Below are 23,244 nucleotides of genomic sequence, written 5' to 3'. Positions count from 1 at the left end.
TTGTGCGGAAAAACCATATATGAGTAAAATCAAAATTCACGAAAGAACAAGAGCACAAGAATCATCAGGAGCTATTGAGCGTTTGTACATTACCATGAGACATTTATTTAATCGTGGCTTTTACAAACCGATGGGCGTTTCTGGAGAAACACTTCGTCAGTCGCTACTCGTTTTGCGTCCAGAAATATATGGTTCTATTGCAGAAGAAAAGGCAGAAATAAATGGTTTGTTGTATGTAATTGACCGTTTGCCAATTGGCATTGAAGAATGTCGCTTTATCAACTTAACTTCTGATGAAGGCTACAAAAATTCACACTTCAAAGCCATAATTCCACCAAAAAGACGTAGAAACTGTTATCGTATTGACGAAGAACAGATGAATATTGAGATTACACGTGGACGATCGGAAATCTATGATATTTTAACGCACTTAACGTTTTTATTTATCGAATCGCACAAAATAAGCGATCGTGTGTTAATTGGTGAAGATGGCGAAACAACACGTGATTGGGAAAAACTGGAGCAAGCCGTTTGTAAAAAGAAAAAGCTAACACTTGCCGAAAGAGAAGTTGCCATTACGCATACGGCGAATATTTTGGGAAGAACTTTTGAAGAAATCTTAGATGCACACAAAACGTTTTCTACCAAAGAAAATCCGGAGCGTTTTTTAAATATTATCTATTGGTTAGGAAAATTGGCAATCAAAGAAGTTACCAAAGGTGAAAAAAGAACCATTACCTTTAGTCCTGTATTGCGCGAACGTTTAGGACATCATATTCACGGTGAAGTTTGGGCAGACAATATTAAAAGAGTATTAAAAGAAAACAAATTATTACACAGACCGATTCACATTATCAGTGCCAATATGCACAGTGTGATGAACTCTATATTTGCACCTAATTTGTTGCAAAAACAACTCAATACTACAGACGAATTTGATATTTTTGAAGCATTGAGTACTTCGGGAAACAATGCCCTTCGAAATAAAGTAGAAAAAGAAGCGTTGAAAAAGGGAATGATTTATATTGAAGATGAATCAGGAACCAACATTCACGTACAAATTTTTGACACAGCAAAGATTGATTTTAGCAAAACAAGTTACAACTGTTGCGCTACTAATGACGATGAAAAACCTGTGTTATTTGTGATGGATTACGCCTTTGGAGAACAAGCATATGAAACCATTGATGAGTTTTTAAAACCATACACAAGCCAAGACAAAACCAAAAAAGAATATCTAAATGTGGCTTCGGTTTCCATTATGGGAAAAGCTGGAATATTAGAAGGTGGAAAAGGAGATATTATGATTCCATCGGCACACATTTTTGAAGGAACGGCAGACAATTATCCTTTTAAAAACGAATTACAAAAAGAAGACTTAGAAGGTCACGGATTGCAAGTTTTTGAAGGTTCTATGATTACGGTTTTAGGAACTTCATTACAAAATAAAGACATCTTAAAATTCTTCCACGATTCTACATGGAATGTAATTGGGCTTGAAATGGAAGGTGCACATTATCAAAAAGCAATTCAATCTGCATCAAAAATTAGAAGAAGCATTTCAGAAGATGTAAAAGTACGTTATGCATATTACGCTTCTGATAATCCATTAGAAACAGGAAGTACACTAGCCTCTGGCGGATTGGGTACTACAGGAGTAAAACCTACGTACTTAATAACAAGAAAAATTTTAGAACAATTATTTAACAACTAAAGAATATGAGTGAAAATATTCAGAATACTCCTCCACCAACTGAAAAATCTACAGAAGTAGACTTAGGAGATTTGTTTAGAATGATAGGTAGGGCAATGAACCGATTCTTTGCCTTTTTGAGAAATACATTTTTATTTATTCTCGACCTAATTATAAAGGCTTTAATCATTGTTAGAGTTCATATTATAAAATTTGTCATTGTAGGAATACTAAGTGTTGCTATTGGATGGTTTCTTGATTCCAGACAACCTATAGTATATGGTTCTAATATGACAGTACAAACCAACTTTGGAAGTGCCAGACAATTATATTCAAACATCAAATACTACAACGGATTGGTTCAGCAAGGAGATACCATGAAGCTCAAAGATCTCTTTGGTATCAATGACGAGCAAGCAGGAAACCTAAGAGGCATATTTATTGAACCGAAAGTATCTGAAATAGACATGCTAAAAGCATATGACAAGTTTATGAAGGAAACGGATAGTATCAATGTATACGACAAAATGGATTTTGAAAAATTCAAAAAGAGTGTAGATCCATTAACCTTTGGAACTCACGAAATTGGAGTTGCCTCAGGTAAAAAAAATGTTTTCAAACTCTTACAAGAAAAACTCATTTCTATTAACGTAGAAAACGAATACATTCAAAAGCAAAAAGCTATTAAACTTAAAAACTTAATAGCTGAAGAAGAAGCTTTAAAGAAACGTTTGAGTACTATTGATACACTTCGTGGCGTGTATAATGAAGCCATTAAAAGTGAAGCTCGTAAAACGAGTCAGGCACAAACACAAATTCAAATGTCTTCATCAACGGTAAAAACAAGTGAATTAGAACTTTTCAGTTTAGATGAAAAAATCTCTGCTCGTTTATTACAAATTGCTGAACAAAAAGAATTCCAACAAAAAACAATCAACGTATTAAGTGATTTCTCTGATGGAGCAAAAATCAAAAACTTTTACGAAAGCAACTTGTTCAGAATACCAATTCTAACACTATCCATTTTATTAGTGTTTATTCTACTAAGAGAACTCAACAAATACTTAAACACTTACGCAGAAAATAAACGATTAAATGCCTAAAAACGCGGTACTTATTACAGGAGGAGCAGGATTTATAGGTTCGAACTATATTCCGTATTTCTTAGAACAACACCAAGATACTACGGTTGTAAACATTGACAAGCTTACCTATGCAGGAGATCAAGAAAATCTTGCAGAAATACGCAATCATAAAAATTACAACTTTGTAGAAGGTGACATCTGTAATAGAACGCTACTAGAAGAACTGTTTGAGAAATATGAATTTAAAGCGGTCATTCACTTTGCGGCAGAATCACACGTAGACAACTCTATCAAAAATCCAGATGCGTTTATACAAACCAATATCTTTGGAACATTCAACTTGCTTGATGTTGCCAAAAAAGCATGGATGGATGGACCGAATCAGGTAAAAGAAGATTGTGATACTTGCCGTTTTCATCACATATCAACAGATGAAGTATACGGAACGCTAGGCGAAACAGGATTATTTACAGAAAACACATCCTACGCTCCAAACAGTCCGTACAGCGCATCAAAAGCATCGTCAGACTTTATCGTGCGCAGTTACTTTCACACCTATGGAATGAATGTGGTAACAACAAATTGTTCTAACAATTACGGACCCAAACAGCATGATGAAAAATTGATTCCGACCATCATCCGAAAAGCAATTTCTGGTGAAAACATTCCAATTTATGGAGATGGAACCAACATTCGCGATTGGTTATACGTATTAGATCACTGCAAAGGAATCCACTTGGTATATCAAAACGGAAAAGCTGGTGAAACCTATAATATTGGTGGTAGAAACGAGCGTAACAACGTTTATATTGCCAATACAATTTGCGAATTGCTAGACAAATTACAACCAAAAGAAGCATCTTACAAAGCACAAATTACCTTTGTAAAAGACCGACCAGGGCACGATTTTCGCTACGCTATCGATGCAAGTAAAATAGAAAATGAACTCGGTTGGAAAGCCGCAGAAAACTTTGAATCGGGCATTTTAAAAACGATTGAATGGTATTTGGAAAAATACAACACAAAATAATATAAAAATGAAGGGAATAGTATTAGCCGGCGGATCAGGAACACGATTGCATCCACTTACACTCGCAGTAAGCAAGCAACTCATGCCTGTATACGACAAACCGATGATATACTATCCTGTTTCTACACTCATAAGCGCAGGAATTCGTGAAATACTCATCATTTCCACGCCGCAAGACTTACCACTTTTTCAAAAACTACTAGGCGACGGAAAAAAGTTTGGTTGCGAATTTCACTATGAAGTACAAGAAAATCCAAACGGATTGGCAGAAGCTTTTATCATTGGTGAAAAATTCATTGGGAAAGATAAAGTCGCATTAATTTTGGGTGATAATATTTTCTACGGATCTGGCTTGGCAAACTTGCTTCAAGCAAACAACAATCCAGAAGGCGGCATCATTTACGCATATCACGTACACGATCCAGAACGTTACGGAGTGGTAGAATTTGACAATGACGGCAATGCTATTTCTATAGAAGAAAAACCTGAGCATCCAAAATCAAACTACGCTGTTCCAGGCATCTATTTCTATGACAATGAAGTCGTAGAAATTGCCAAAAACATCAAACCAAGTGGTCGTGGCGAACTCGAAATTACCGATGTAAATCGTGTATACTTAGAAAAAGGAAAACTAAGCGTAAGCATTCTCGACAGAGGAACGGCTTGGCTAGACACAGGAACATTCAACTCATTAATGCAAGCTTCACAATTTGTACAAGTCATTGAAGAACGCCAAGGACTCAAAATTGGAGCCATAGAAGAAGCCGCATACCGAATGGGATTTATTAGCAAAAAACAACTAGATGAATTGGCGCAACCATTACTAAAAAGTGGTTACGGAAAACATCTCTTAGAAATACAATAAAAACAACGTCTTGAACATTACTCACACACCATTAGCAGGCTGTTTTGTCATAGAACCTCAAGTATTTGGAGATGCTAGAGGAAGCTTTATGGAAAGTTACAACGAACAAAAATTTCCAGCCGATGTACACTTTGTACAAGACAATCAATCTGTTTCGCAAAAAGGTGTGTTGCGCGGATTGCACTTTCAAACTGGTGAACATGCACAAGCAAAACTAGTACGCGTCATTCGTGGTGAAGTATTAGATGTCGCTGTTGATGTACGACCAAATTCTGAAACCTTTGGACAGCATTTTTCCATCATTCTAAATGCAGAAAACAACAAGCAACTATTTGTTCCTAGAGGATTTGCACACGGTTTTGCTGTATTGCAAGACGATACCATTTTTGCATACAAATGTGACAACTTTTACAATAAAGACGCCGAATCTGGAATCATATACAACGATCCTGAAATTGCTATTGATTGGATGCTCAACGAAGATGAAATCATCCTATCTGACAAAGACAAATTACTTCCAAACCTGAAATCATTATCGCTATGAAAACGGTTTTAGTAACTGGCGCAAATGGTCAATTAGGACAATGTATTCAAAAAATACAACCACAACACGCAAAAATCAATTTTCATTTCAAATCGTCACGTGACTTAGACATTACAAATGTAAAAGCTGTAAACGATTACTTTTCCAATCACGATTTTGATTACTGTGTAAATTGTGCCGCGTATACGAATGTAGAATTAGCAGAAAGCGAAGAAGAAAAAGCCTATTTGGTCAATGCAGAAGCAGCGAAGTATTTGGCAGAAGCATGTGCTGAAAATAATGTAACGCTCATTCATATATCTACAGATTATGTTTTTGATGGAACGAAAAAAACGCCGTATGTAGAAACAGATACAACCAATCCGATAAGTGTTTACGGAGCATCAAAACTAAAAGGCGAACAAAACATTCAAGAAATATTTAATAACTATTTCATCATTCGTACGTCTTGGTTATATGCTGAATTTGGAAAAAATTTCTACAAAACCATCTTGCGAAAAGCTGAAGAAAAAGCAAATCTTACGATCACAACCGAGCAAAAAGGAACACCAACAAACGCTAACGATCTGGCAGAATTGATTGTAGAAATCATCAATACAGAAAACAAAAACTACGGAATATATCACTTTAGCAATGAAGGTGAAGCCACTTGGTACGATTTTACGAAAGAAATTATTCAAAATTTAAATCTCGCTGAAGCGGAAAAACCTTCCTTAAAACCCATTGCTAGTTACAAAACAAAAGCTGCTCGACCAGTATATAGTGTGCTCGACAAAACGAAAGTACGCAATATTATACAAACAATTTCTTGGCAAGAAAGTTTGCAACAACTCATGAAAAATCACAACTAAATTGATGAAAGAATATCTATACAACGCCATTGAAGCTGCGGTAAACGCGGGCGCAATTATTATGGATATCTATGAAAATCAAATTGTAGCTGTTGAAACAAAAGCTGACGATTCGCCAGTAACTATTGCTGACAAAAAAGCTGATCTGTACATTCAAAATGCTTTACAAAGTACCAACATTCCTGTATTAAGTGAAGAAGGCGAGCACGCACACTTTGACATTCGTAAAAACTGGGAACAATGCTGGATTGTTGATCCGCTTGATGGAACCAAAGAATTCATCAAACGAAATGGAGAATTTACCGTAAATATTGCCTTAGTAGAAAATGGAAAGCCACTTTTGGGCGTCATTTACATTCCAGCAGAAAAATCGGTTTATTTTGCCATTACGGCGGAAAAAAAATCGTTCAAACTCAATTTAGAAGCACACAATATCACTTATGATTCGTTGAAAAATGCCAAAGAAATTACGGCTGCTTCTGAAACTGATGCCATTACACTAACGTCAAGTCACTCGTACACCAACCAAAAAGTATTGGACTTAATTGATACGCTAGAAACTGAAGGAAAAGAAGTCAACCTCATCAAAGCAGGAAGTTCCTTAAAATTCTGTCTCATGGCTGAAGGAAAAGCGTCTTTCTATCCGCGATACGCGCCAACAATGGAATGGGATACCGCAGCAGGACACGCTATTTGCAAAGCTGTTGGACTCGAAGTATATTCTTTAGAAACGAACAAACCACTAAAATACAACAAGGAAAATCTACTAAATCCGTGGTTTCTTGTTCGAAAAGTAGGATGAAAAATAAGGGGATAAAACCCTTATAAAAAAGGGTATTTCCCCAGAAAAGTCAATAATTTCCTAGTGTTAAAATTTATAGCTAGTTTTGCAGCGAATAATAGCACTATGTACCAAGAAGCATATCATCACGAACCTTTAGAAAAATACAGTTTTCTAATTACTGGCGGCGCAGGATTTATAGGATCAAATTTAGTAGCATATTTACTAAAGCACAACGCCAAAAAAGTACGTGTATTAGACAATTTATCTACAGGTTTCAAACACAATATTGAGGAATTTGAATCACATCCAAATTTCGAATTCATACTAGGTGATATCAGAGATGTAGAAACATGCAAAACTGCCGTTAGCGAAATGGACTTTGTATTACATCAAGCAGCATTGGGTTCGGTACCAAGATCATTTAACGATCCTATTTCAACCAATGCCGTAAACATTTCAGGTTTCTTAAACATGTTGGTCGCTTCGCGCGATGCTGGCGTAAAACGAATGGTATACGCAGCTTCTTCGAGCACATATGGCGATAGCAAAGCATTACCAAAACAAGAAGACATTATTGGAAATCCATTATCTCCGTACGCTATTACCAAATATGTAAACGAATTGTACGCTGACAACATTTCCAAACATTTTGATTTTCATTCAGTTGGTTTGCGCTATTTCAACGTTTTTGGACCAAAACAAAACGTAAAAGGTGCATATGCGGCAGTAATTCCGCTATTTTTCAATGCTGGAATACATAACACAAAAGTAACAATCAATGGAGATGGAAATCAAACAAGAGATTTTACTTTTGTCGAAAATGTAGTGCAGGCAAATATAAAGTCACTTTTTGCAGAAATTACAAAACATGAAGTGTTCAATGTAGCTGTGGGCGATCGCATCAGTGTAAACGATTTGTGGAACAACATCAAAGAAATTACACAAAGTACTACGGAAGCTTCTTATGGAGAAAGCCGTATTGGTGATGTTCGTGATTCATTAGCCGACATTTCAAAAGCAAAAAAATTATTACAATACAATCCTAAATATACCGTACGCGATGGATTAAGCATTACGTACGACTTTTTTAAAAAGCAGTCGGAAACAAATGACAAATAAGGTAATTTCCATAATAGGTTTAGGATATGTTGGATTACCGCTTGCGGTTGAATTCAGCAAAAAAGGGTTTCAAGTCATCGGATTTGATATCAATCAAGCGCGAATTCAAGAATTACAGCAAGGAAAAGATCATACGCTAGAAGTTAGTGAAGCCGAATTACAAGAAGCTGCTACTTTACAATACACAAACAAAGCAGCAGACATCGCGCAAGCAAATGTGTATATTGTAACCGTTCCGACACCAATTACCGATCATAAATTTCCAGACTTAAAACCCTTAGAAGCCGCTTCTAACTTAGTTGGTTCGGTATTAAGCAAAAATGATATTGTCATCTATGAATCAACGGTTTTTCCAGGTTGTACTGAGGAAGTTTGCGTGCCTATTTTGGAAGCGCAAAGTAAATTGGTTTTCAATACCGATTTTTTCTGCGGATATTCTCCTGAAAGAATCAATCCTGGAGACAAAAAACACAGAGTAAACAATATTACCAAAGTAACTTCGGGAAGCACACCTGAAATTGCAGATACGATTGATGAGCTCTATAAAAGTATCATTACCGTTGGCACCTTTAAAGCTTCTTCCATAAAAGTAGCAGAAGCTGCCAAAGTGATTGAAAATTCTCAGCGAGACATCAACATTGCGTTTGTAAACGAATTGGCATTGATATTTGGGAAACTCGGTATTGATACACATGAAGTATTAGAAGCCGCAGGAACTAAGTGGAATTTCCTGCCATTTACACCAGGTTTGGTGGGCGGACATTGTATTGGTGTAGATCCATACTATCTTACGTACAAAGCAAAAAGTGTAGGATACATTCCGCAAGTTATCTTAGCAGGAAGAAAAATAAATGACAACATGGGCAAATACATCGCAGAACGCGTTGTAAAACTTATGATACAACAAGAAAAACTAATAAAAGGTGCAAAAGTGACCATTTTGGGAATCACTTTTAAAGAAAATTGTCCTGACATTAGAAACACACGCGTCATTGACATTGTGCATGAATTGGAAGAATATGGAATTGAAGTGGAAGTATTTGACGACAACGTAGATGCTTCTGAAGTAAAAAAGGAATACAATATTGAGCTAGTTTCGTCGATTTCCAACGACACTAGAGCGATTATTTTGGCAGTTGCACATAAAAGTTTCAATAAAATTGACGTAACTCCCTTTTTTAAAGAAGGATGTATTATTTTTGACGCGAAAAATTTCCTTCCAAAACCAATTGTGACAGAGAGATTATAGCCGTTAGAATATTAAATATAAAAGAGTAAAAACAAACTGATGAAAAAAAACCTTATTGTATTTGGTACACGACCAGAAGCCATCAAAATGGCGCCTTTGGTAAAGGAATTTTTAAAACACCAAGACACTTTTGAAACAAAAGTTTGTATCACGGCTCAGCACCGAGAAATGCTGGATCAGGTACTATCATTTTTTGAAATTACACCCGATTACGATTTAGACTTAATGAAGCCTAATCAAAATCTATATGGTTTAACTGCTGATATCATCACGAATTTAAAACCTGTTTTGGAAGATTTTCAACCAGATTATGTATACGTTCATGGAGATACTACGACGACGATGGCAACAAGTATTGCAGCGTTTTACTCTGGAGCAAAAGTATGTCATGTAGAAGCAGGATTGCGTACCTTCAACAAAAGATCGCCATTCCCAGAAGAAATCAACAGATGTGTTACAGGAAGTATCTGTGACTATCACTTCTCTCCAACGGAAACCTCAAAACAAAATCTGCTCAACGAAAATGTTGCAGACGAAAACATACTTATTACAGGAAATACCGTAATTGACGCGTTGCACTTTAGCGCAGACAAAGTAAAATCAGATGGTTTTCAAGATCAAGAAATTGAAGATGTAAAAGAAGTTTTAGACACTTCTAAACGATTGATATTAGTGACAGGACACCGTAGAGAAAATCACGGACAAGGATTTATCAATATTTGCACAGCGTTAAAGCAAATTGCAACCGATCATCCTGATACACAAATCATCTATCCTGTTCACTTAAATCCAAACGTACAAAAGCCTGTATACGAATTATTAGCTGATATTGATAATGTAAAACTCATCAATCCGTTATCATATCCAGCATTTGTATGGTTAATGGACAAATCGAGCTTAATCATTACAGATAGTGGTGGCGTGCAAGAAGAAGCACCAAGTTTAGGAAAACCAGTATTGGTAATGCGTGACACTACAGAACGCCCAGAAGCTGTAGACGCAGGAACCGTTTTATTGGTTGGAACAAACACCGAAAAAATTATCAGTGAAGCACACAAATTACTAACAGACGAATCAGCTTATCACAAAATGAGTAAACTACACAATCCGTATGGAGATGGAACTGCTTGTGATAAAATCGTAAAATACATGTCAAAATTACAATAACAATCATGGGGAATAACAAACCAAGTGTGGTAATGGTAGGTCTAGGATATATCGGACTTCCAACAGCAGCATTAATTGCAAGTAAAGAAATAAAAGTAACAGGAGTTGATATTCATCAACATGTAGTAGATACTATTAATAAAGGAGAAATCCACATTGTAGAGCCAGACTTAGATGGTTTGGTTCACAAAGTAGTAAAGGATGGATTCTTAACCGCAAGCACATCACCTGTAGAAGCAGATGTATACTTAATTGCTGTACCAACACCGTTTAAAGGTGATTATGAGCCAGATATCTCTTATGTAGAATCGGCAACAAGAGCATTATTACCAACTTTAAAAGAAGGAGCTTTGGTCATAGTAGAATCTACAAGTCCTGTAGGAACTACCGAAAAAATGCAAGCGGTAATTGAAGCAGAACGCCCAGAATTGGCAGGAAAAATATACATGGCATATTGTCCAGAACGTGTATTACCAGGAAACGTAATTTACGAATTGGAGCATAACGATAGAGCTATTGGTGGAATTAATGCAGCATCAACCGAAAAAGCAGTAGCATTCTACAGACATTTTGTAAAAGGAGAATTGCACAAAACCAACTCAAAAACCGCAGAAATGTGTAAATTGGTAGAAAACTCATCAAGAGACGTGCAAATTGCCTTTGCAAACGAGCTTTCAATCATTTGTGACAAAGCAGGAATCAATGTTTGGGAGCTTATCAATTTAGCAAACAAACACCCAAGAGTAAACATTTTACAACCAGGAACAGGCGTTGGTGGACACTGTATCGCCGTTGATCCTTGGTTTATTGTTTCAGAATTTCCAGAAGAAGCGAAAATCATTCGTTCGGCAAGAGAAATCAACAATTACAAAACAGAATGGGCTATTGAAAAAGTAAAAAGTACTGCTTTACAATTTAAAATAGACAACGGTAGAGATGCAAAAATTGCTTGTATGGGATTGGCATTCAAGCCTAATATTGACGATTTACGTGAATCACCAGCATTATTAGTAACCAACACGTTAATAAACGACGGTTTTGATGTGTTGGCTGTTGAGCCAAACGTAAAATCGCACGACAAATATGAAATACACGATATGCAAGAAGCTGTAGCACAAGCAGATATTATTGTATATTTAGTGGCACATAACGAATTTAAAGATTTAACAGTAAATAAAACTGTTATCGATTTTTGTAACGTAAGTTAATTAGTAAAAAACAAAAAACAATGAAAAAAGCATTAGTATTAGTTCTTGGTCTTTTTCTGATCGCATGTGGATCGGACGAAAAAAAGAAAACAGAACCAAAACAAAATGACAAAAAAACAGAAGAAGTAAAACCTGAAGTAACAACGCCAACATATCCAAAATTAACAGATGTTCCGCCACAGTTGAACTATGTTTTTGACAACGGATATGACTTTGCAGATGATATTAAAGTTGATTTTATTTCTTTAGAAAGCAAAGGTGGAGACAAATACCAGCTCATCTACGGATTAGAATCTGATACAGATTATGCGAAAGTAGAAGACTTAAAAGTTTCTGCGGTTTTCTATGCAAAAGATCCATCAAAATTTAAAGATGCGATTTACAGAAAAAGAAAATCAAGACAAGTGCCGGCAGCCTGTAAACTATTTAGCTTAGATGATGGTGTTGTCGTTGTACAAGATTTTGAATTATTACCAAAAGATTTCACGCAAGTGAAGTTTTACTTTTACAATGACCAAGGTGTAATTAACAAAAAAATGCTAACGGTTAGAAATATCAAATTGCCTCAGTAACACAATTATAACTAGATGATATTTTCAACATCTCTTTTTCTAGTATTCTTTACCATCGTATTTGCAGTATATTGGTTTGTACTAGGCAGCATAAAAGATGAAGACACAAAACTAAAAGCGAGAATCATATTCTTGCTTTTAGCGTCTTATTACTTTTATATGTCGTGGAATCCAATATTCATTCTACTCATACTATTCTCAACAGTAGTCGATTATATTGCTGGTAAAAAAATACATCAAAGTTCCTCTAAAAAGCAAAAGAGACTCTTTCTTATCATTAGTTTGGTAACCAATTTAGGGTTTTTAGCATATTTTAAATATGTAAACTTCTTTTTAGGAACCGTAAACGATGTTGCAGGAACAAATTTCTTTGTTGATGTCATACTTCCTGTAGGAATCTCCTTTTACACGTTTCAATCCATGTGTTATACAATAGATATCTACTACGGAAAAATGAAACCTTCCAAAGATTTTTTTGAATTTTCATTGTACGTTACCTTCTTTCCACAATTAGTGGCAGGACCAATTGTACGAGCTATTGATTTCATTCCGCAGTTAAAAGTAAACCAACGTTTCAAAGACATCAACTTTCAACTAGCGGCAAACTATTTTCTATTAGGGCTCGTAAAAAAAGTGGTCATTGCAGACAATATTGCAAAGTTCTCTGATCCGTTATTTGCAAACCCAGATCAATACGGAACGCTTTCTTCTTGGATTGGTGTGATGTCATACAGTATTCAGATTTACTGTGATTTTTCAGGATATTCAGATATGGCAATTGGTGTAGCAGCATTATTAGGCTTTCGCCTGATGGAAAACTTCAACATGCCATACAATGCTACAAACATTACTGTTTTTTGGAGAAAATGGCATATCAGTCTCTCCACTTGGCTACGTGATTATCTGTTCATTCCACTTGGAGGAAGTAGAGTATCTAAAAAGATATTTTACTACAGAAACTTAATGCTTACCATGCTCCTTGGAGGACTTTGGCACGGTGCAAGCTGGAACTTTGTCGTTTGGGGCGGATTGCACGGCGCGGCATTAATCATTCACAAATTATACAAAACAAAATACTCCGACAACTTCAAATTTTCAAAATTTGGCACTTCGCTTTATACCGTAAGTGCGTGGGTTTTAACCATGATATTTGTAATGGTCACTTGGGTATTCTTTAGAGCACAAACATTTGGTGATGCGGCACAAGTATTACAAAACATGTTTACTTTCCAAGAATCTATAAATTACAGAATTCCAATCGCATTTATTGCACTATTTGGAATTACGGTAATTGGTCATTTCTTCGGAACGAAATATTATAAAGAAGTAGAAGAAAACCAAGGACACATGTTCTCAAATCCGTATTTACAAGGCGCATTATTTGGATTGGCAATCTTCTTAGTACTTTTATTTGGTAGCGACGACAATCAGGCATTTATATACTTTCAATTTTAACAGCTATGAAAAAAGAACATCGTATATTTCTCATTCAGACAGTCATAGCAGTCGCACTATTCATAGGATTATCTTTTACGATAAAAAGTATTTTTATGAGCGATCCAAAAGCGCAATCGTACCTAGAATTCAATGAAGGCATAAAAAAAATGGCTTCTTCAACAACTATATTGACGGACTCACTCATTGCTCAAAATGACTTGACTTTTGACCCTACTAGCGGAAAGTTAATGGATAAAGTATTAAAAAATCTAAAACAAACAGAAGGAAACAAACTACTGATTGTAGGTTCTTCTCAAATGCGTGTGGTTCAGGGAGAAGATATTCAAGATGCATATCAAAATTTAGTTTCAAGAAAAATAGCGGCACTAACAAACTATAACACTTACAATTTATCTATTGGAGGTATGAAAACTCCTGAAAAATTGATAATTGCAAAAAAAGGAATTGAAGCAACACAAGCAACGCGATTACTTATTTCTGTTACTCCATGGGATTGCTTGGCAGATGATGTAAGACCTTCCATAAAAAAAATTGAATCTAAAAACTATCAAAGTAAAGTTAAAAAATTAACTGAGAAAGTTGACGAAACTCCAACGGTTGAGAGCAAACCATTTCCGCTAAACATAAATGATAATATAACCGCTGTTGTAGATGAAGCAGTCACTGAAAATATTGACATCTACAATAAAAGAGCTGCGATAAAAAGGTGGCTTAATGCAGAAATAATTGGTACATTACTTGAAATAAAAGAAGGTGTAAAAAAAGAAACTATAGTAAATTCTAGCAGTCCACAGTATTGGAGAACATTAAATCAAAAACTTGATAACAAATCTGGTTGGGATCAAAGTATAGCCAAAACAGGATCGAAGTCATTAAAAATTACTAATGAAAATGCAACCTCTGCAAAATGGCTCGGAGATAATATTATACTTGAAAAACCAACTGACACTTTCGAATTTGAAGGATGGAGTAAAGCTGAAGGTGTTTCAAAGGCAAAATTATACTGTATAGATTTTCAAGTGATTTTTGAAGATGGAACTAGTAAATGGCATTACAAAGGATTAACTTTTAAAAAAGGAACTCATGATTGGGAAAAAGTAAAAACACGTGTTCGTTTTGATAAAAAAGTAAAAGCAATTAAACCACATGTGTTACTTTATGGAGCCTTTGGAACGGTTTGGTTTGATGATTTAGTAGCAAAACCTGTATATGATGATAAAGTAGGTGAAAATATTTTACCAAATCCAAGTTTTGAAGAAGAATTAAAAGAACGTCCTCATGTCTCTTACACATACAATGATGCTGAATGGAAACGAATACAAGAAAATATGTTTTCTGTAATTGACTTTTTATCAACACAAAAAACAGCACAACCAAATGTTTTATTATTTACTCCTTTTTGGCATGATAAAGAAAAAACAGCGTATCCACAGAAGAAAAAATACAATGCTCTAGTAGCAACCATACAGCAGTATTGTAAAGAAAAAAATGTTGTCTTTGTAAATGCTTCATATATCTTAACAAAAGATAATTTCGGAATTTACACGAAAGGAAGTGTACGAGACAAAATAGACGTATTGCACTTTAATGCAGATGCACACGAAAAATTAGCAAAATATATCATAAAAGAATTAAATCTATAATGTTACAAGCAATTATAAAAAAGGGAAAGGTAATGGCAGAAGAAGTGCCATCACCAATATTATCAGCGGGAGAAGTATTAATCGCGGTATCATATAGCTGTATCTCCGCAGGTACAGAACTTAAAAGTGTTGGAAATAGTGGTGAAAATCTTCTGATGAGAGCCATCAAGCAACCAGAAAACTTAAAAAAAGTAATCGATCTTGCAAAGTCGCAAGGAATTGCACGAGCTTTCTCTAAAGTACAGCAAAAAGTAAAATACGGAACGCCAACAGGATATTCCAACTCAGGAATTGTCATTGCCGTTGGAGAAGGCGTACAAAACATTCAAGTTGGAGACAAAGTTGCCGCTGCAGGCGCAGGAATTGCCAATCATGCAGAATATGCCGTAGTTCCTGAAAATCTTGTGATGAAAGTTCCTGAAGGACTCGATTTGAAACTTGCTTCCACCGTAACACTAGGTGGAATTGCCTTGCAAGGTGTGCGTCGTGCCGATTTACGCTTAGGCGAATATTGTGTCGTTATCGGAGCTGGAATTTTAGGATTACTAACGGTTCAATTTTTAAAAAACTCTGGTGTTCGTACCGTTGTTAGTGATATTAACGACGATCGTTTGCAAATTGCCAAAGAATTAGGCGCAGATGTCGTATTAAATCCTGCCAAAGAAAATTTAGTAAAAAGAGTGACCGATTATACTGGCGGTTACGGAACAGACGCCGTAATATTTACAGCCGCAACAGCAAGTAGCGAACCGTTATCGGAAGCATTCCAAGCAACCAAAAAGAAAGGTCGCGTGATCTTAGTGGGCGTTTCTGGAATGGAAATCAAACGTGCTGATATCTATAAAAAAGAATTAGACTTTAAAATCTCTACTTCGTACGGTCCTGGACGTTACGACAGAGAATATGAAGACAAAGGACACGATTATCCATACGCATATGTACGTTGGACGGAAAATCGTAACATGACAGAATATTTGAAAATGGTACATGAAGGAAAAGTAAACCTCGAACCATTAATCAACAAAACATATCCAATTGAGCAAGCAGAAGAAGCATATGCATCTTTACAAAGTCCGGAAAAACCAATTATTGTATTGCTTTCGTATGACAATGATGTAAATGCAAAACCTAGCTCCAAAGTAGTTGTCAATAACAGTTATACCAAAAAAGGAAAACTCAACGTAGCCTTAGTTGGTGCAGGAAGTTTTGCCACAGCGATGCATTTGCCAAACATGGAGAAAATGAAGGACAAATATTCACTCTATGCAGTCGTAAACAGAACTGGACACAAAGGAAAAACCGTTGCTACACACTTTGATGCAAAATACACAACTTCTGAAATCGAAGATGTATTACAAGATCCTGAAGTAGATGTGGTTTTTATCACAACACAACACAAAGACCATGCATCATTAACATTACGTTCGTTGCAAGCTGGAAAACACGTATTTGTAGAAAAACCGTTGGCAACAACTCCAGAAGATTTAAACAAAATTGTTGATTTCTATAATGATGATAGCATTCAAAACAAACCCTTATTGCTTACAGGTTTCAACAGACGTTTTAGCAAATATGCACAAGAAATAAAAAAACATACCACAACTCGTGAAAATCCATTATTCGTAAGTTACCGAATCAATGCTGGTTTTAGACCTGCTACAGATGCATTACACGAACATGGTGGACGCGTAGTTGGCGAAGTTTGTCATTTTATTGACTTAATCACGTTCTTAACAGAATCAAAAATCAAATCGGTAAGTGTAGAAAAACTAAGTCCAAAAAACGAGCAAATTCGTAGTGACGATAACGTTTCTATCTTATTAAAATATGAAGATGGTTCAGTAGGAAGTTTGCAATACTTTGCTGTTGGAAACAAAGGCTACCAAAAAGAGAATTTAGAAGTGCATTACGACGCAAAAACAATTATCATGGACGATTTTACCAAATTGACAGGATATGGCGTTAAAGTAAAGGAATTGGCTTCTAAAACACCTGAGAAAGGTCAGTATGAAGAATTGTTACACATGTTTGATGCGATTCAAAACAACAAATTTGCCATTGACTTTGACGATATGGTACAAACTACAAGAGCAACTTTCTTAATTCAAGACAACTAGGAAAAAATTCTCAAAATAAATACAAAAGCTAAAAAGCGCATCAATTTTACAGTTGATGCGTTTTTTTATGTGAAAATTTTAACAACAAAAAACTATTTACGGCATATAAAGTTAATTCGTTGTTAACAGAAAAATATAAGCGTATTTCCTTACGTTCTACTTACCTCAAAAAACTCCTAAACACTTCCTGTCTTTGCAGCTGAAATCCTTGCTATCACTGCGTTTTTCGGCTTATTTGCAGTTTATTTGTATCAACAATTCTCAGCAGTAAATTCAAACAAATATTAATCTTTTTAAAGAATAAAAGCTTTAAAAACTAAAACTTAAAAAATTATGATAACAGTAGAAAATATGGCAAGATTATATAATCTAACAGTTACTACTATTCCAAACCCTAATTTTGACCCTGATTTTCCTATTAGTTCTGACAATCCTGAAACGATTTCAAATCCTGATCCGTATTCAGCATCTGATGGAGATATTGTATATGTTCAAGGATTCTGGGACAAAAACGATGGTGGTAGCGGTTTATTTATTTTTGAGGAAAACTCAACATTAGATCCAGTATTCGATGATACAAGTATTTTTAAAGTCGGGTATAATGAAAACTATGATGGTATGGTTTGTAAAGCTATAGATATAACAGATGGAAGATGGATTCGTCAATGGGATCGTGGAGCATTAAATCTACGATGGTTTGGCGCACGTCCCGATTATACCGCAGGGAGAGATACCTCATGGGCATTAAATGCAGCGTTAAAATATGCGCAATTTGATCCTATTAACGCCTTCCCAAATGATTCTGGGGTTTCTATATTTAATTCTGCATTTTTCACAAGACCTGGAAAAACTATTTTTATTCCGTCAGGAAGATATAAATTTTACTCCGCAATTAGTGACATTACCTTTGGAGTTGTAATAGAAGGTGAAGGCAATATGGGTACTTCTGCACACGGAACAAGACTTTACATCAATCAAGCTTATTCAAGTATACCTAATTACTCACAAGAAGAATCTGGTTTTTTAAGGTTTGTTGGAGAAGTTGCAGCTAATAACTCTGGTGGAGGACTTAAAAACTTATCTATTCAAGTTGCAGAACAAACCTATGATACTAATGTTATCTCTTTACTATCTCCACAAGAACAAACAGACCATGCTTTGTATCCAACCAACGAACATGCTTTAGACTATAATCCAGGGGTTTCCAAATGGACAGCGGAAAATGTCTTCATTGTCATGTCTGGACTTTCAAAAAGAGCATTATATATGAAAAGTTCGCAGGTTGGCGGAGTTTTACCTTGGCGTATTAGAGACATTATGTTGATTAACTGTTGGTTTGCTGGAGCTAGTGTTGAAGGGCAAACTGTACGTGCAGAAAATGTATCTGAACTCCAGATAATAGGCGGGTTCTTCTCTTCTGGTACAGGAGTAGAAAATGACGTTCTTACACCAGGAATTGTATTAGGTGGAACATATGGTTGTGCAAATACGCATCTAAACGGAGTTGACTTGTCACATTCTATCATTCAGATTGATGAGATTAGTACATTTATCAATATTGATTGTCGATTTGGGAAGTTATTAATTTACAATGGTCCAAATAATGATCACAAAGCGCTTCATGTTTCTAAAAGATTTATTCTTAATAGAAGAGTTCATACCAATAATGATTTAGTTTGTGATACTGCTACAACTCCTACAAATTACAAATGTTATGGCTACTTCACAGATATCTACAATGATCTAGACGCTGATTTAATCACTGGTTGGGATTGGGAATAATTAAGACATTCTCAAATTACAAATAAAACCAAAAACGCATCAACCTAAAATTGATGCGTTTTTAATTTCTGAAACAATCCAAAAAACACATAACACTTTCCTCTCAAATATTTATAGTATTTTAGAAAATCTAAAATACACATCAATGAACGTCGTAGAAAGTTTCGAAGAATTATACAACTATGCTTCACCATCAGATAAAGAAATGGTGTACATGCGCGGTTATCTAAATGACGAAGATGGCGGCGGTGGTTTTTTTATTTTTGATGCAAAATCTTCGCTCGAACCTTTTTATCAAAGTAATACTCCAAACGCTCGCAATCCGAAAAGTCCGTATGCTTCTTTTGAAGCCATGCTCAAAATTGGATACAACGCCAATTACGACGGAATGGTGTGCAAATCAAAAACAAATCCAAACGGAAAATGGACGCGCCAATGGGACAGAGGAAAACTAAACTTACGTTGGTTTGGCGCACGACCAAGCGGTTCAGATGCATCTCCTGCGGTAAATGCTGCACTGCAATATGCACAATTTGATATCGCCATCAGGCAACGAGACGGCAAAGGAAAATATGTAAATCCACCAAAATTTAATCCGCCAATTCATACCTTTAATAATCGAGCGTACACGCGGCCTGGAAAAACTATTTTTATTCCTTCCGGAAGATATTACTTTCACACCTTCATCAGTACAATTTACTACGGAGTCGTCTTTGAAGGCGAAGGAAACATGGGAACTTCAGCACACGGAACACGCTTGCTTATTTTCCACAGATACAACGACTTCAACTTTGCTAATCCCAACAATCCGAAGGAAAGTATTTTACCTCAAAATAACGACAAAGGTGCTTTTTTTAGATACGTAGCCAATGGTAGCAATAACGCTGGCGGCGGATTGAAAAATTTAACGGTTGATGTGCCACTATTATTTATTCCTGAGGAAGAAAAAAACAATCCGAAGTACATAAATGCGTATGATGCAAATATTGTTTCCTTACTTTCTACTGAAACTTCTTGTGTAGACAAGAACGGATATAAAACAGATTGTCCTGCGGTGGCAAAATGGACTGCTGAAAACATCGTATTTACGCTCAATGCAAGAGCCAAAAGAGCTATTTTTATGGAAAGTTGTCAAAAAGGAAGCGGATTGCGATGGCGAATTAGAGATACTACACTCATTAATTGCTGGTTTGCAGGCGCAAGTATACATGGAGAAACAGTATTTGCAAAACAATCTTCAGGATTGCATGTGATTGGCGGTTTTTTCGCTTCTGGATTGGGCGCAGTAAATCGTAAAGATCGAAACCTTCCACCAGAACGTGTAAAACCAGGCATCTTTTTGGACGATTGTGCCAATACACACTTAACCGGAGTCGATTTGACGCATGGAGAAATCTACATTCATAAAAAAAGTCGCTTCATCAATATTGCATGTCGCTTTGGGAAATTGCTCATTTATGATGGACCAGAAAAGGAACACATCGATTTGCAAGTGTCTAAAAGATACGTATTAAATCCGCGGAAGCTTCCCGATTATTTAGATCGTAAAAATGCACCAAGTGGTTATATTTGTTTCAATAATGCGCAAGAAATTGAAGATGATGCTACTTGGCTTCACAATTCGCTAAATAGCTGAAAATCTAATCAATCATAGACAATTGAATTCGCTTACGTGCTTCATCCACCTCAACAACTGTTACGGTAATATGTTGGTGCAGTTTTACAACCGAGTTGACATCACTGATAAATTCGTTTGCCAATTTTGAAATATGGACTAAACCGCTTTCCTTAATTCCGATATCGACAAAACAACCAAAATTGGTAATATTATTGACGATTCCAGGTAGCGACATGCCAACTTTAACATCTGATATGGTTTTTACATTTTTATCAAATTCAAAAAGTTTTGCCGCTTTCCGCGGATCAACGCCTGGTTTTTCCAATTCTTTGACAATATCATTCAACGTTGGCAATCCGATAGTTTCTGTACAATACTTTTGAAGATCTATGGTACTTAAAACTGCTTTATTTCCAATCAATTCGTCTACAGAAAGCTTGACATCTTTTGCCATTTTTTCAACAATATGATAACTTTCTGGATGCACGGTAGAATTATCTAACGGATGTTTGGCATCGGTAATTCGTAAGAATGCTGCGGCTTGCTGAAACGCTTTCGGACCTAATCGTGGTACTTTTTTTAAGCTATTTCGCGAATCAATTTTTCCGTTTTTGCTTCTGTATTTCACTACATTTTCTGCCAAATTCACGCCAATTCCAGATACATAACTCAGCAATGCGCTACTTGCAGTATTTACATTGACACCAACGGCGTTTACACAACTCATCACAACCGTATCGAGTTCTTCTTTGAGTTTTGTTTGATCGACATCATGCTGATATTGTCCAACACCAATTGCTTTCGGATCAATCTTTACGAGTTCCGCCAACGGATCTTTGAGTCGTCTTCCAATAGAAACCGCACCACGAACCGTCACATCATAATTTGGAAATTCGGCACGTGCAATTTTGGATGCAGAATATACAGATGCGCCAGCTTCATTCACGATAAATACTTGTAGATCGCGATCAAATTGAATCTTTTTAATGAAAAATTCTGTTTCTCGCGAAGCTGTTCCATTTCCTATAGCAATGGCTTCAATTTTATACGCATTGACCAACGAACGTATTTTTTTTCCTGCGTCTGTAGTTTTTCGCTGTGGCGGATGTGGATAGATATTTTCATTGTGTAACAAATCACCTTTTTCGTCCAAACACACTACTTTACAGCCTGACTTAAATCCTGGATCAATCGCCAAAACCCGTTTTTGACCAAGTGGCGCGCCCAATAATAATTGCTTTAAATTGTCTGCAAAAACGGAAATTGCTGTTGCATCTGCCTTGGCTTTTACATCGTTTAGTACTTCATTGACAATTGCTGGCGATAGTAATCGTTTGTAGGCGTCTTCAATGGCAATAAACACTTGATCCGTGCAAGAAGTAACGTCTGTTTTGATGACCAATCTGTCAATAGTTTCTAAAGCTTCTTCTTTATCAACAGCAACTTTTAGTTTGATAAAACCTTCTTTTTCAGCTCGTAACATAGCGAGCAATCTGTGTGAAGGTGTTCTGTGAAGCGATTCGCTCCAGTCAAAATATTGCTTGTATTTTTGTGCGTTTTCGTCATCTTTTTTTGCTTTGACAACTTTGGTAGTGATTGTTGCTTTTCGTTGGTAAAGACGTCTTATTTTGTTTCGAACATATTCTTTTTCGTTAATCCATTCTGCAATAATATGTCGCGCACCTTCAATGGCCTTTTCTACCGAAGTGACTTCTCCTTTTACAAAACGATTTGCTGCATAGATTACATCTTCGTGTTGTTGCTTCATAATGATTTTTGCCAATGGCTCGAGTCCGTTTTCTTTGGCAATAGAAGCTTTCGTTTTGCGTTTTTTCTTGTAAGGTAAATACAAGTCTTCCAACGCGGTGAGTGTTTTTGCTTGCGCAATTTTTTCCTGTAATTGTGGCGTTAGCGCTTCTTGCTCCGTGATGGCCTTGAGAATAGCTTCACGTCTTTTTTCGAGTTCTTCGTAGGCTGTTTTTAGCTTTACAATTTGACCAATTTGTACTTCGTCTAGGTTTCCTGTCATTTCTTTTCGATAGCGAGAAATAAAAGGAATGGTACAATCTTCGTTGAGCAATTCAATGGTTTTGAGAATGCTTTTTTCAGGCAATGAAAGCTGTGATTGTATGTATTGAAGTTGGGTCATTGTATTGTGATTGAAAGATTGATTTGGAAGTGCAATTTAGTGTTTTTTGTTTGGTTGTTTTTATTCAATTGAAACATCTTTACGAGGAAGTATGACGTGGCAATCTGTTTCTCACATGACATTCGTATTATTTGAAGCAACAGATTGCCACACGTTTTTCAAAACGCTCGAAATGACAAATTAAAGGTACTTTGTTGTGTTCAACTTCAAGTTCAAATTCGGTTTCTAACTTAAATTTAGGAAGTTTTTTTACGAATTCACGAATTGTTGATTGGTCTTTGTGTGAACTTTAAAAATTTTCACGAATTGC

At 36.0% G+C, this 23,244-nt stretch carries 18 protein-coding genes; 17 read left to right on the top strand and 1 reads right to left on the bottom strand.

What is annotated here, in order from left to right; genetic code table 11:
• The first annotated feature begins 19 nt into the window (after positions 1 to 19).
• The 17 genes from KAOT1_RS16120 to KAOT1_RS16040 all read left to right on the top strand — a co-directional run bounded on the left by KAOT1_RS16120 (position 20) and on the right by KAOT1_RS16040 (position 20,803).
• Entirely contained in the window at positions 20 to 1,714 is a 1,695-nt protein-coding gene (locus KAOT1_RS16120) for a DUF6909 family protein (protein ID WP_007095928.1), read from the top strand.
• A 5-nt stretch (positions 1,715 to 1,719) separates the two neighbouring features.
• Positions 1,720 to 2,796 carry a hypothetical protein gene (locus KAOT1_RS16115; RefSeq protein ID WP_007095927.1) on the top strand — a complete coding sequence of 359 codons (1,077 nt, stop codon included), beginning with the start codon at positions 1,720 to 1,722 and terminating at the stop codon, positions 2,794 to 2,796.
• Positions 2,789 to 3,808 (top strand): dTDP-glucose 4,6-dehydratase, encoded by a 1,020-nt coding sequence (gene rfbB / locus KAOT1_RS16110; protein WP_007095926.1) that lies wholly within the window; start codon positions 2,789 to 2,791, stop codon positions 3,806 to 3,808. The genes KAOT1_RS16115 and rfbB overlap by 8 nt, the downstream gene beginning before the upstream one ends.
• A 7-nt stretch (positions 3,809 to 3,815) precedes the next feature.
• Positions 3,816 to 4,673, top strand: coding sequence for a glucose-1-phosphate thymidylyltransferase RfbA (gene rfbA, locus KAOT1_RS16105; protein WP_007095925.1), 858 nt, complete (start codon positions 3,816 to 3,818; stop codon positions 4,671 to 4,673).
• A gap of 10 nt (positions 4,674 to 4,683) precedes the next feature.
• Complete coding sequence (gene rfbC / locus KAOT1_RS16100) at positions 4,684 to 5,217, top strand: dTDP-4-dehydrorhamnose 3,5-epimerase (RefSeq protein ID WP_007095924.1); 534 nt, start codon at positions 4,684 to 4,686, stop codon at positions 5,215 to 5,217.
• The gene (gene rfbD, locus KAOT1_RS16095; protein ID WP_007095923.1) at positions 5,214 to 6,068 is read left to right on the top strand and encodes a dTDP-4-dehydrorhamnose reductase; all 855 of its coding nucleotides are present in this window, start codon (positions 5,214 to 5,216) and stop codon (positions 6,066 to 6,068) included. The genes rfbC and rfbD overlap by 4 nt, the downstream gene beginning before the upstream one ends.
• Positions 6,069 to 6,072: 4 nt before the next feature.
• Positions 6,073 to 6,870, top strand: a complete 798-nt coding sequence (gene cysQ / locus KAOT1_RS16090) for a 3'(2'),5'-bisphosphate nucleotidase CysQ (protein ID WP_007095922.1) — start codon at positions 6,073 to 6,075, stop codon at positions 6,868 to 6,870.
• A 105-nt stretch (positions 6,871 to 6,975) separates the two neighbouring features.
• Positions 6,976 to 7,971 (top strand): SDR family oxidoreductase, encoded by a 996-nt coding sequence (locus tag KAOT1_RS16085; RefSeq protein WP_007095921.1) that lies wholly within the window; start codon positions 6,976 to 6,978, stop codon positions 7,969 to 7,971.
• On the top strand, positions 7,961 to 9,220 hold the full coding sequence (locus KAOT1_RS16080) for a nucleotide sugar dehydrogenase (protein ID WP_007095920.1): 1,260 nt from the start codon (positions 7,961 to 7,963) through the stop codon (positions 9,218 to 9,220). The genes KAOT1_RS16085 and KAOT1_RS16080 overlap by 11 nt, the downstream gene beginning before the upstream one ends.
• 39 nt (positions 9,221 to 9,259) lie before the next feature.
• On the top strand, positions 9,260 to 10,387 hold the full coding sequence (gene wecB, locus KAOT1_RS16075; RefSeq protein WP_007095919.1) for a non-hydrolyzing UDP-N-acetylglucosamine 2-epimerase: 1,128 nt from the start codon (positions 9,260 to 9,262) through the stop codon (positions 10,385 to 10,387).
• 5 nt (positions 10,388 to 10,392) lie between these two features.
• Entirely contained in the window at positions 10,393 to 11,595 is a 1,203-nt protein-coding gene (gene wecC / locus KAOT1_RS16070; RefSeq protein WP_007095918.1) for a UDP-N-acetyl-D-mannosamine dehydrogenase, read from the top strand.
• 20 nt (positions 11,596 to 11,615) lie between these two features.
• Positions 11,616 to 12,167 (top strand): hypothetical protein, encoded by a 552-nt coding sequence (locus KAOT1_RS16065; RefSeq protein WP_007095917.1) that lies wholly within the window; start codon positions 11,616 to 11,618, stop codon positions 12,165 to 12,167.
• A 15-nt stretch (positions 12,168 to 12,182) separates the two neighbouring features.
• Entirely contained in the window at positions 12,183 to 13,622 is a 1,440-nt protein-coding gene (locus KAOT1_RS16060; protein ID WP_007095916.1) for an MBOAT family O-acyltransferase, read from the top strand.
• A gap of 5 nt (positions 13,623 to 13,627) precedes the next feature.
• Positions 13,628 to 15,268 (top strand): SGNH/GDSL hydrolase family protein, encoded by a 1,641-nt coding sequence (locus KAOT1_RS16055; protein ID WP_040559619.1) that lies wholly within the window; start codon positions 13,628 to 13,630, stop codon positions 15,266 to 15,268.
• A gap of 32 nt (positions 15,269 to 15,300) precedes the next feature.
• On the top strand, positions 15,301 to 17,385 hold the full coding sequence (locus KAOT1_RS16050) for a bi-domain-containing oxidoreductase (protein WP_238528708.1): 2,085 nt from the start codon (positions 15,301 to 15,303) through the stop codon (positions 17,383 to 17,385).
• Between the two features lie 333 nt (positions 17,386 to 17,718).
• Positions 17,719 to 19,167, top strand: a complete 1,449-nt coding sequence (locus KAOT1_RS16045; protein WP_007095913.1) for a hypothetical protein — start codon at positions 17,719 to 17,721, stop codon at positions 19,165 to 19,167.
• 145 nt (positions 19,168 to 19,312) lie between these two features.
• Positions 19,313 to 20,803: a hypothetical protein gene (locus tag KAOT1_RS16040; RefSeq protein ID WP_007095912.1), complete on the top strand. Its 1,491-nt coding sequence runs from the start codon at positions 19,313 to 19,315 to the stop codon at positions 20,801 to 20,803.
• Between the two features lie 4 nt (positions 20,804 to 20,807).
• Here KAOT1_RS16040 and KAOT1_RS16035 read toward each other — a convergent pair whose 3' ends face one another.
• A complete protein-coding gene (locus KAOT1_RS16035) occupies positions 20,808 to 22,934 on the bottom strand; it encodes a Tex family protein (RefSeq protein WP_007095911.1) in 2,127 nt (708 codons plus the stop codon).
• Positions 22,935 to 23,244 lie beyond the last annotated feature (310 nt).

The organism is Kordia algicida OT-1 (assembly GCF_000154725.1).
Classification (GTDB): domain Bacteria; phylum Bacteroidota; class Bacteroidia; order Flavobacteriales; family Flavobacteriaceae; genus Kordia; species Kordia algicida.
Note: the sequence above shows the minus strand (reverse complement) of the source record. Positions and strands in the feature narration are given on the sequence as shown.

Bases quoted from the DNA above. Each gene is read 5' to 3' on its own strand.
- KAOT1_RS16040 (WP_007095912.1), top strand. From the start codon at position 19,313: ATGAACGTCGTAGAAAGTTTCGAAGAATTATACAACTATGCTTCACCA.
- rfbB (WP_007095926.1), top strand. From the start codon at position 2,789: ATGCCTAAAAACGCGGTACTTATTACAGGAGGAGCAGGATTTATAGGT.
- wecB (WP_007095919.1), top strand. From the start codon at position 9,260: ATGAAAAAAAACCTTATTGTATTTGGTACACGACCAGAAGCCATCAAA.
- cysQ (WP_007095922.1), top strand. From the start codon at position 6,073: ATGAAAGAATATCTATACAACGCCATTGAAGCTGCGGTAAACGCGGGC.
- KAOT1_RS16120 (WP_007095928.1), top strand. From the start codon at position 20: ATGAGTAAAATCAAAATTCACGAAAGAACAAGAGCACAAGAATCATCA.
- KAOT1_RS16085 (WP_007095921.1), top strand. From the start codon at position 6,976: ATGTACCAAGAAGCATATCATCACGAACCTTTAGAAAAATACAGTTTT.
- KAOT1_RS16050 (WP_238528708.1), top strand. From the start codon at position 15,301: ATGGCAGAAGAAGTGCCATCACCAATATTATCAGCGGGAGAAGTATTA.
- KAOT1_RS16115 (WP_007095927.1), top strand. From the start codon at position 1,720: ATGAGTGAAAATATTCAGAATACTCCTCCACCAACTGAAAAATCTACA.
- wecC (WP_007095918.1), top strand. From the start codon at position 10,393: ATGGGGAATAACAAACCAAGTGTGGTAATGGTAGGTCTAGGATATATC.
- KAOT1_RS16065 (WP_007095917.1), top strand. From the start codon at position 11,616: ATGAAAAAAGCATTAGTATTAGTTCTTGGTCTTTTTCTGATCGCATGT.
- KAOT1_RS16080 (WP_007095920.1), top strand. From the start codon at position 7,961: ATGACAAATAAGGTAATTTCCATAATAGGTTTAGGATATGTTGGATTA.
- KAOT1_RS16055 (WP_040559619.1), top strand. From the start codon at position 13,628: ATGAAAAAAGAACATCGTATATTTCTCATTCAGACAGTCATAGCAGTC.
- KAOT1_RS16045 (WP_007095913.1), top strand. From the start codon at position 17,719: ATGATAACAGTAGAAAATATGGCAAGATTATATAATCTAACAGTTACT.
- KAOT1_RS16060 (WP_007095916.1), top strand. From the start codon at position 12,183: ATGATATTTTCAACATCTCTTTTTCTAGTATTCTTTACCATCGTATTT.
- rfbD (WP_007095923.1), top strand. From the start codon at position 5,214: ATGAAAACGGTTTTAGTAACTGGCGCAAATGGTCAATTAGGACAATGT.
- rfbA (WP_007095925.1), top strand. From the start codon at position 3,816: ATGAAGGGAATAGTATTAGCCGGCGGATCAGGAACACGATTGCATCCA.
- KAOT1_RS16035 (WP_007095911.1), bottom strand. From the start codon at position 22,934: ATGACCCAACTTCAATACATACAATCACAGCTTTCATTGCCTGAAAAA.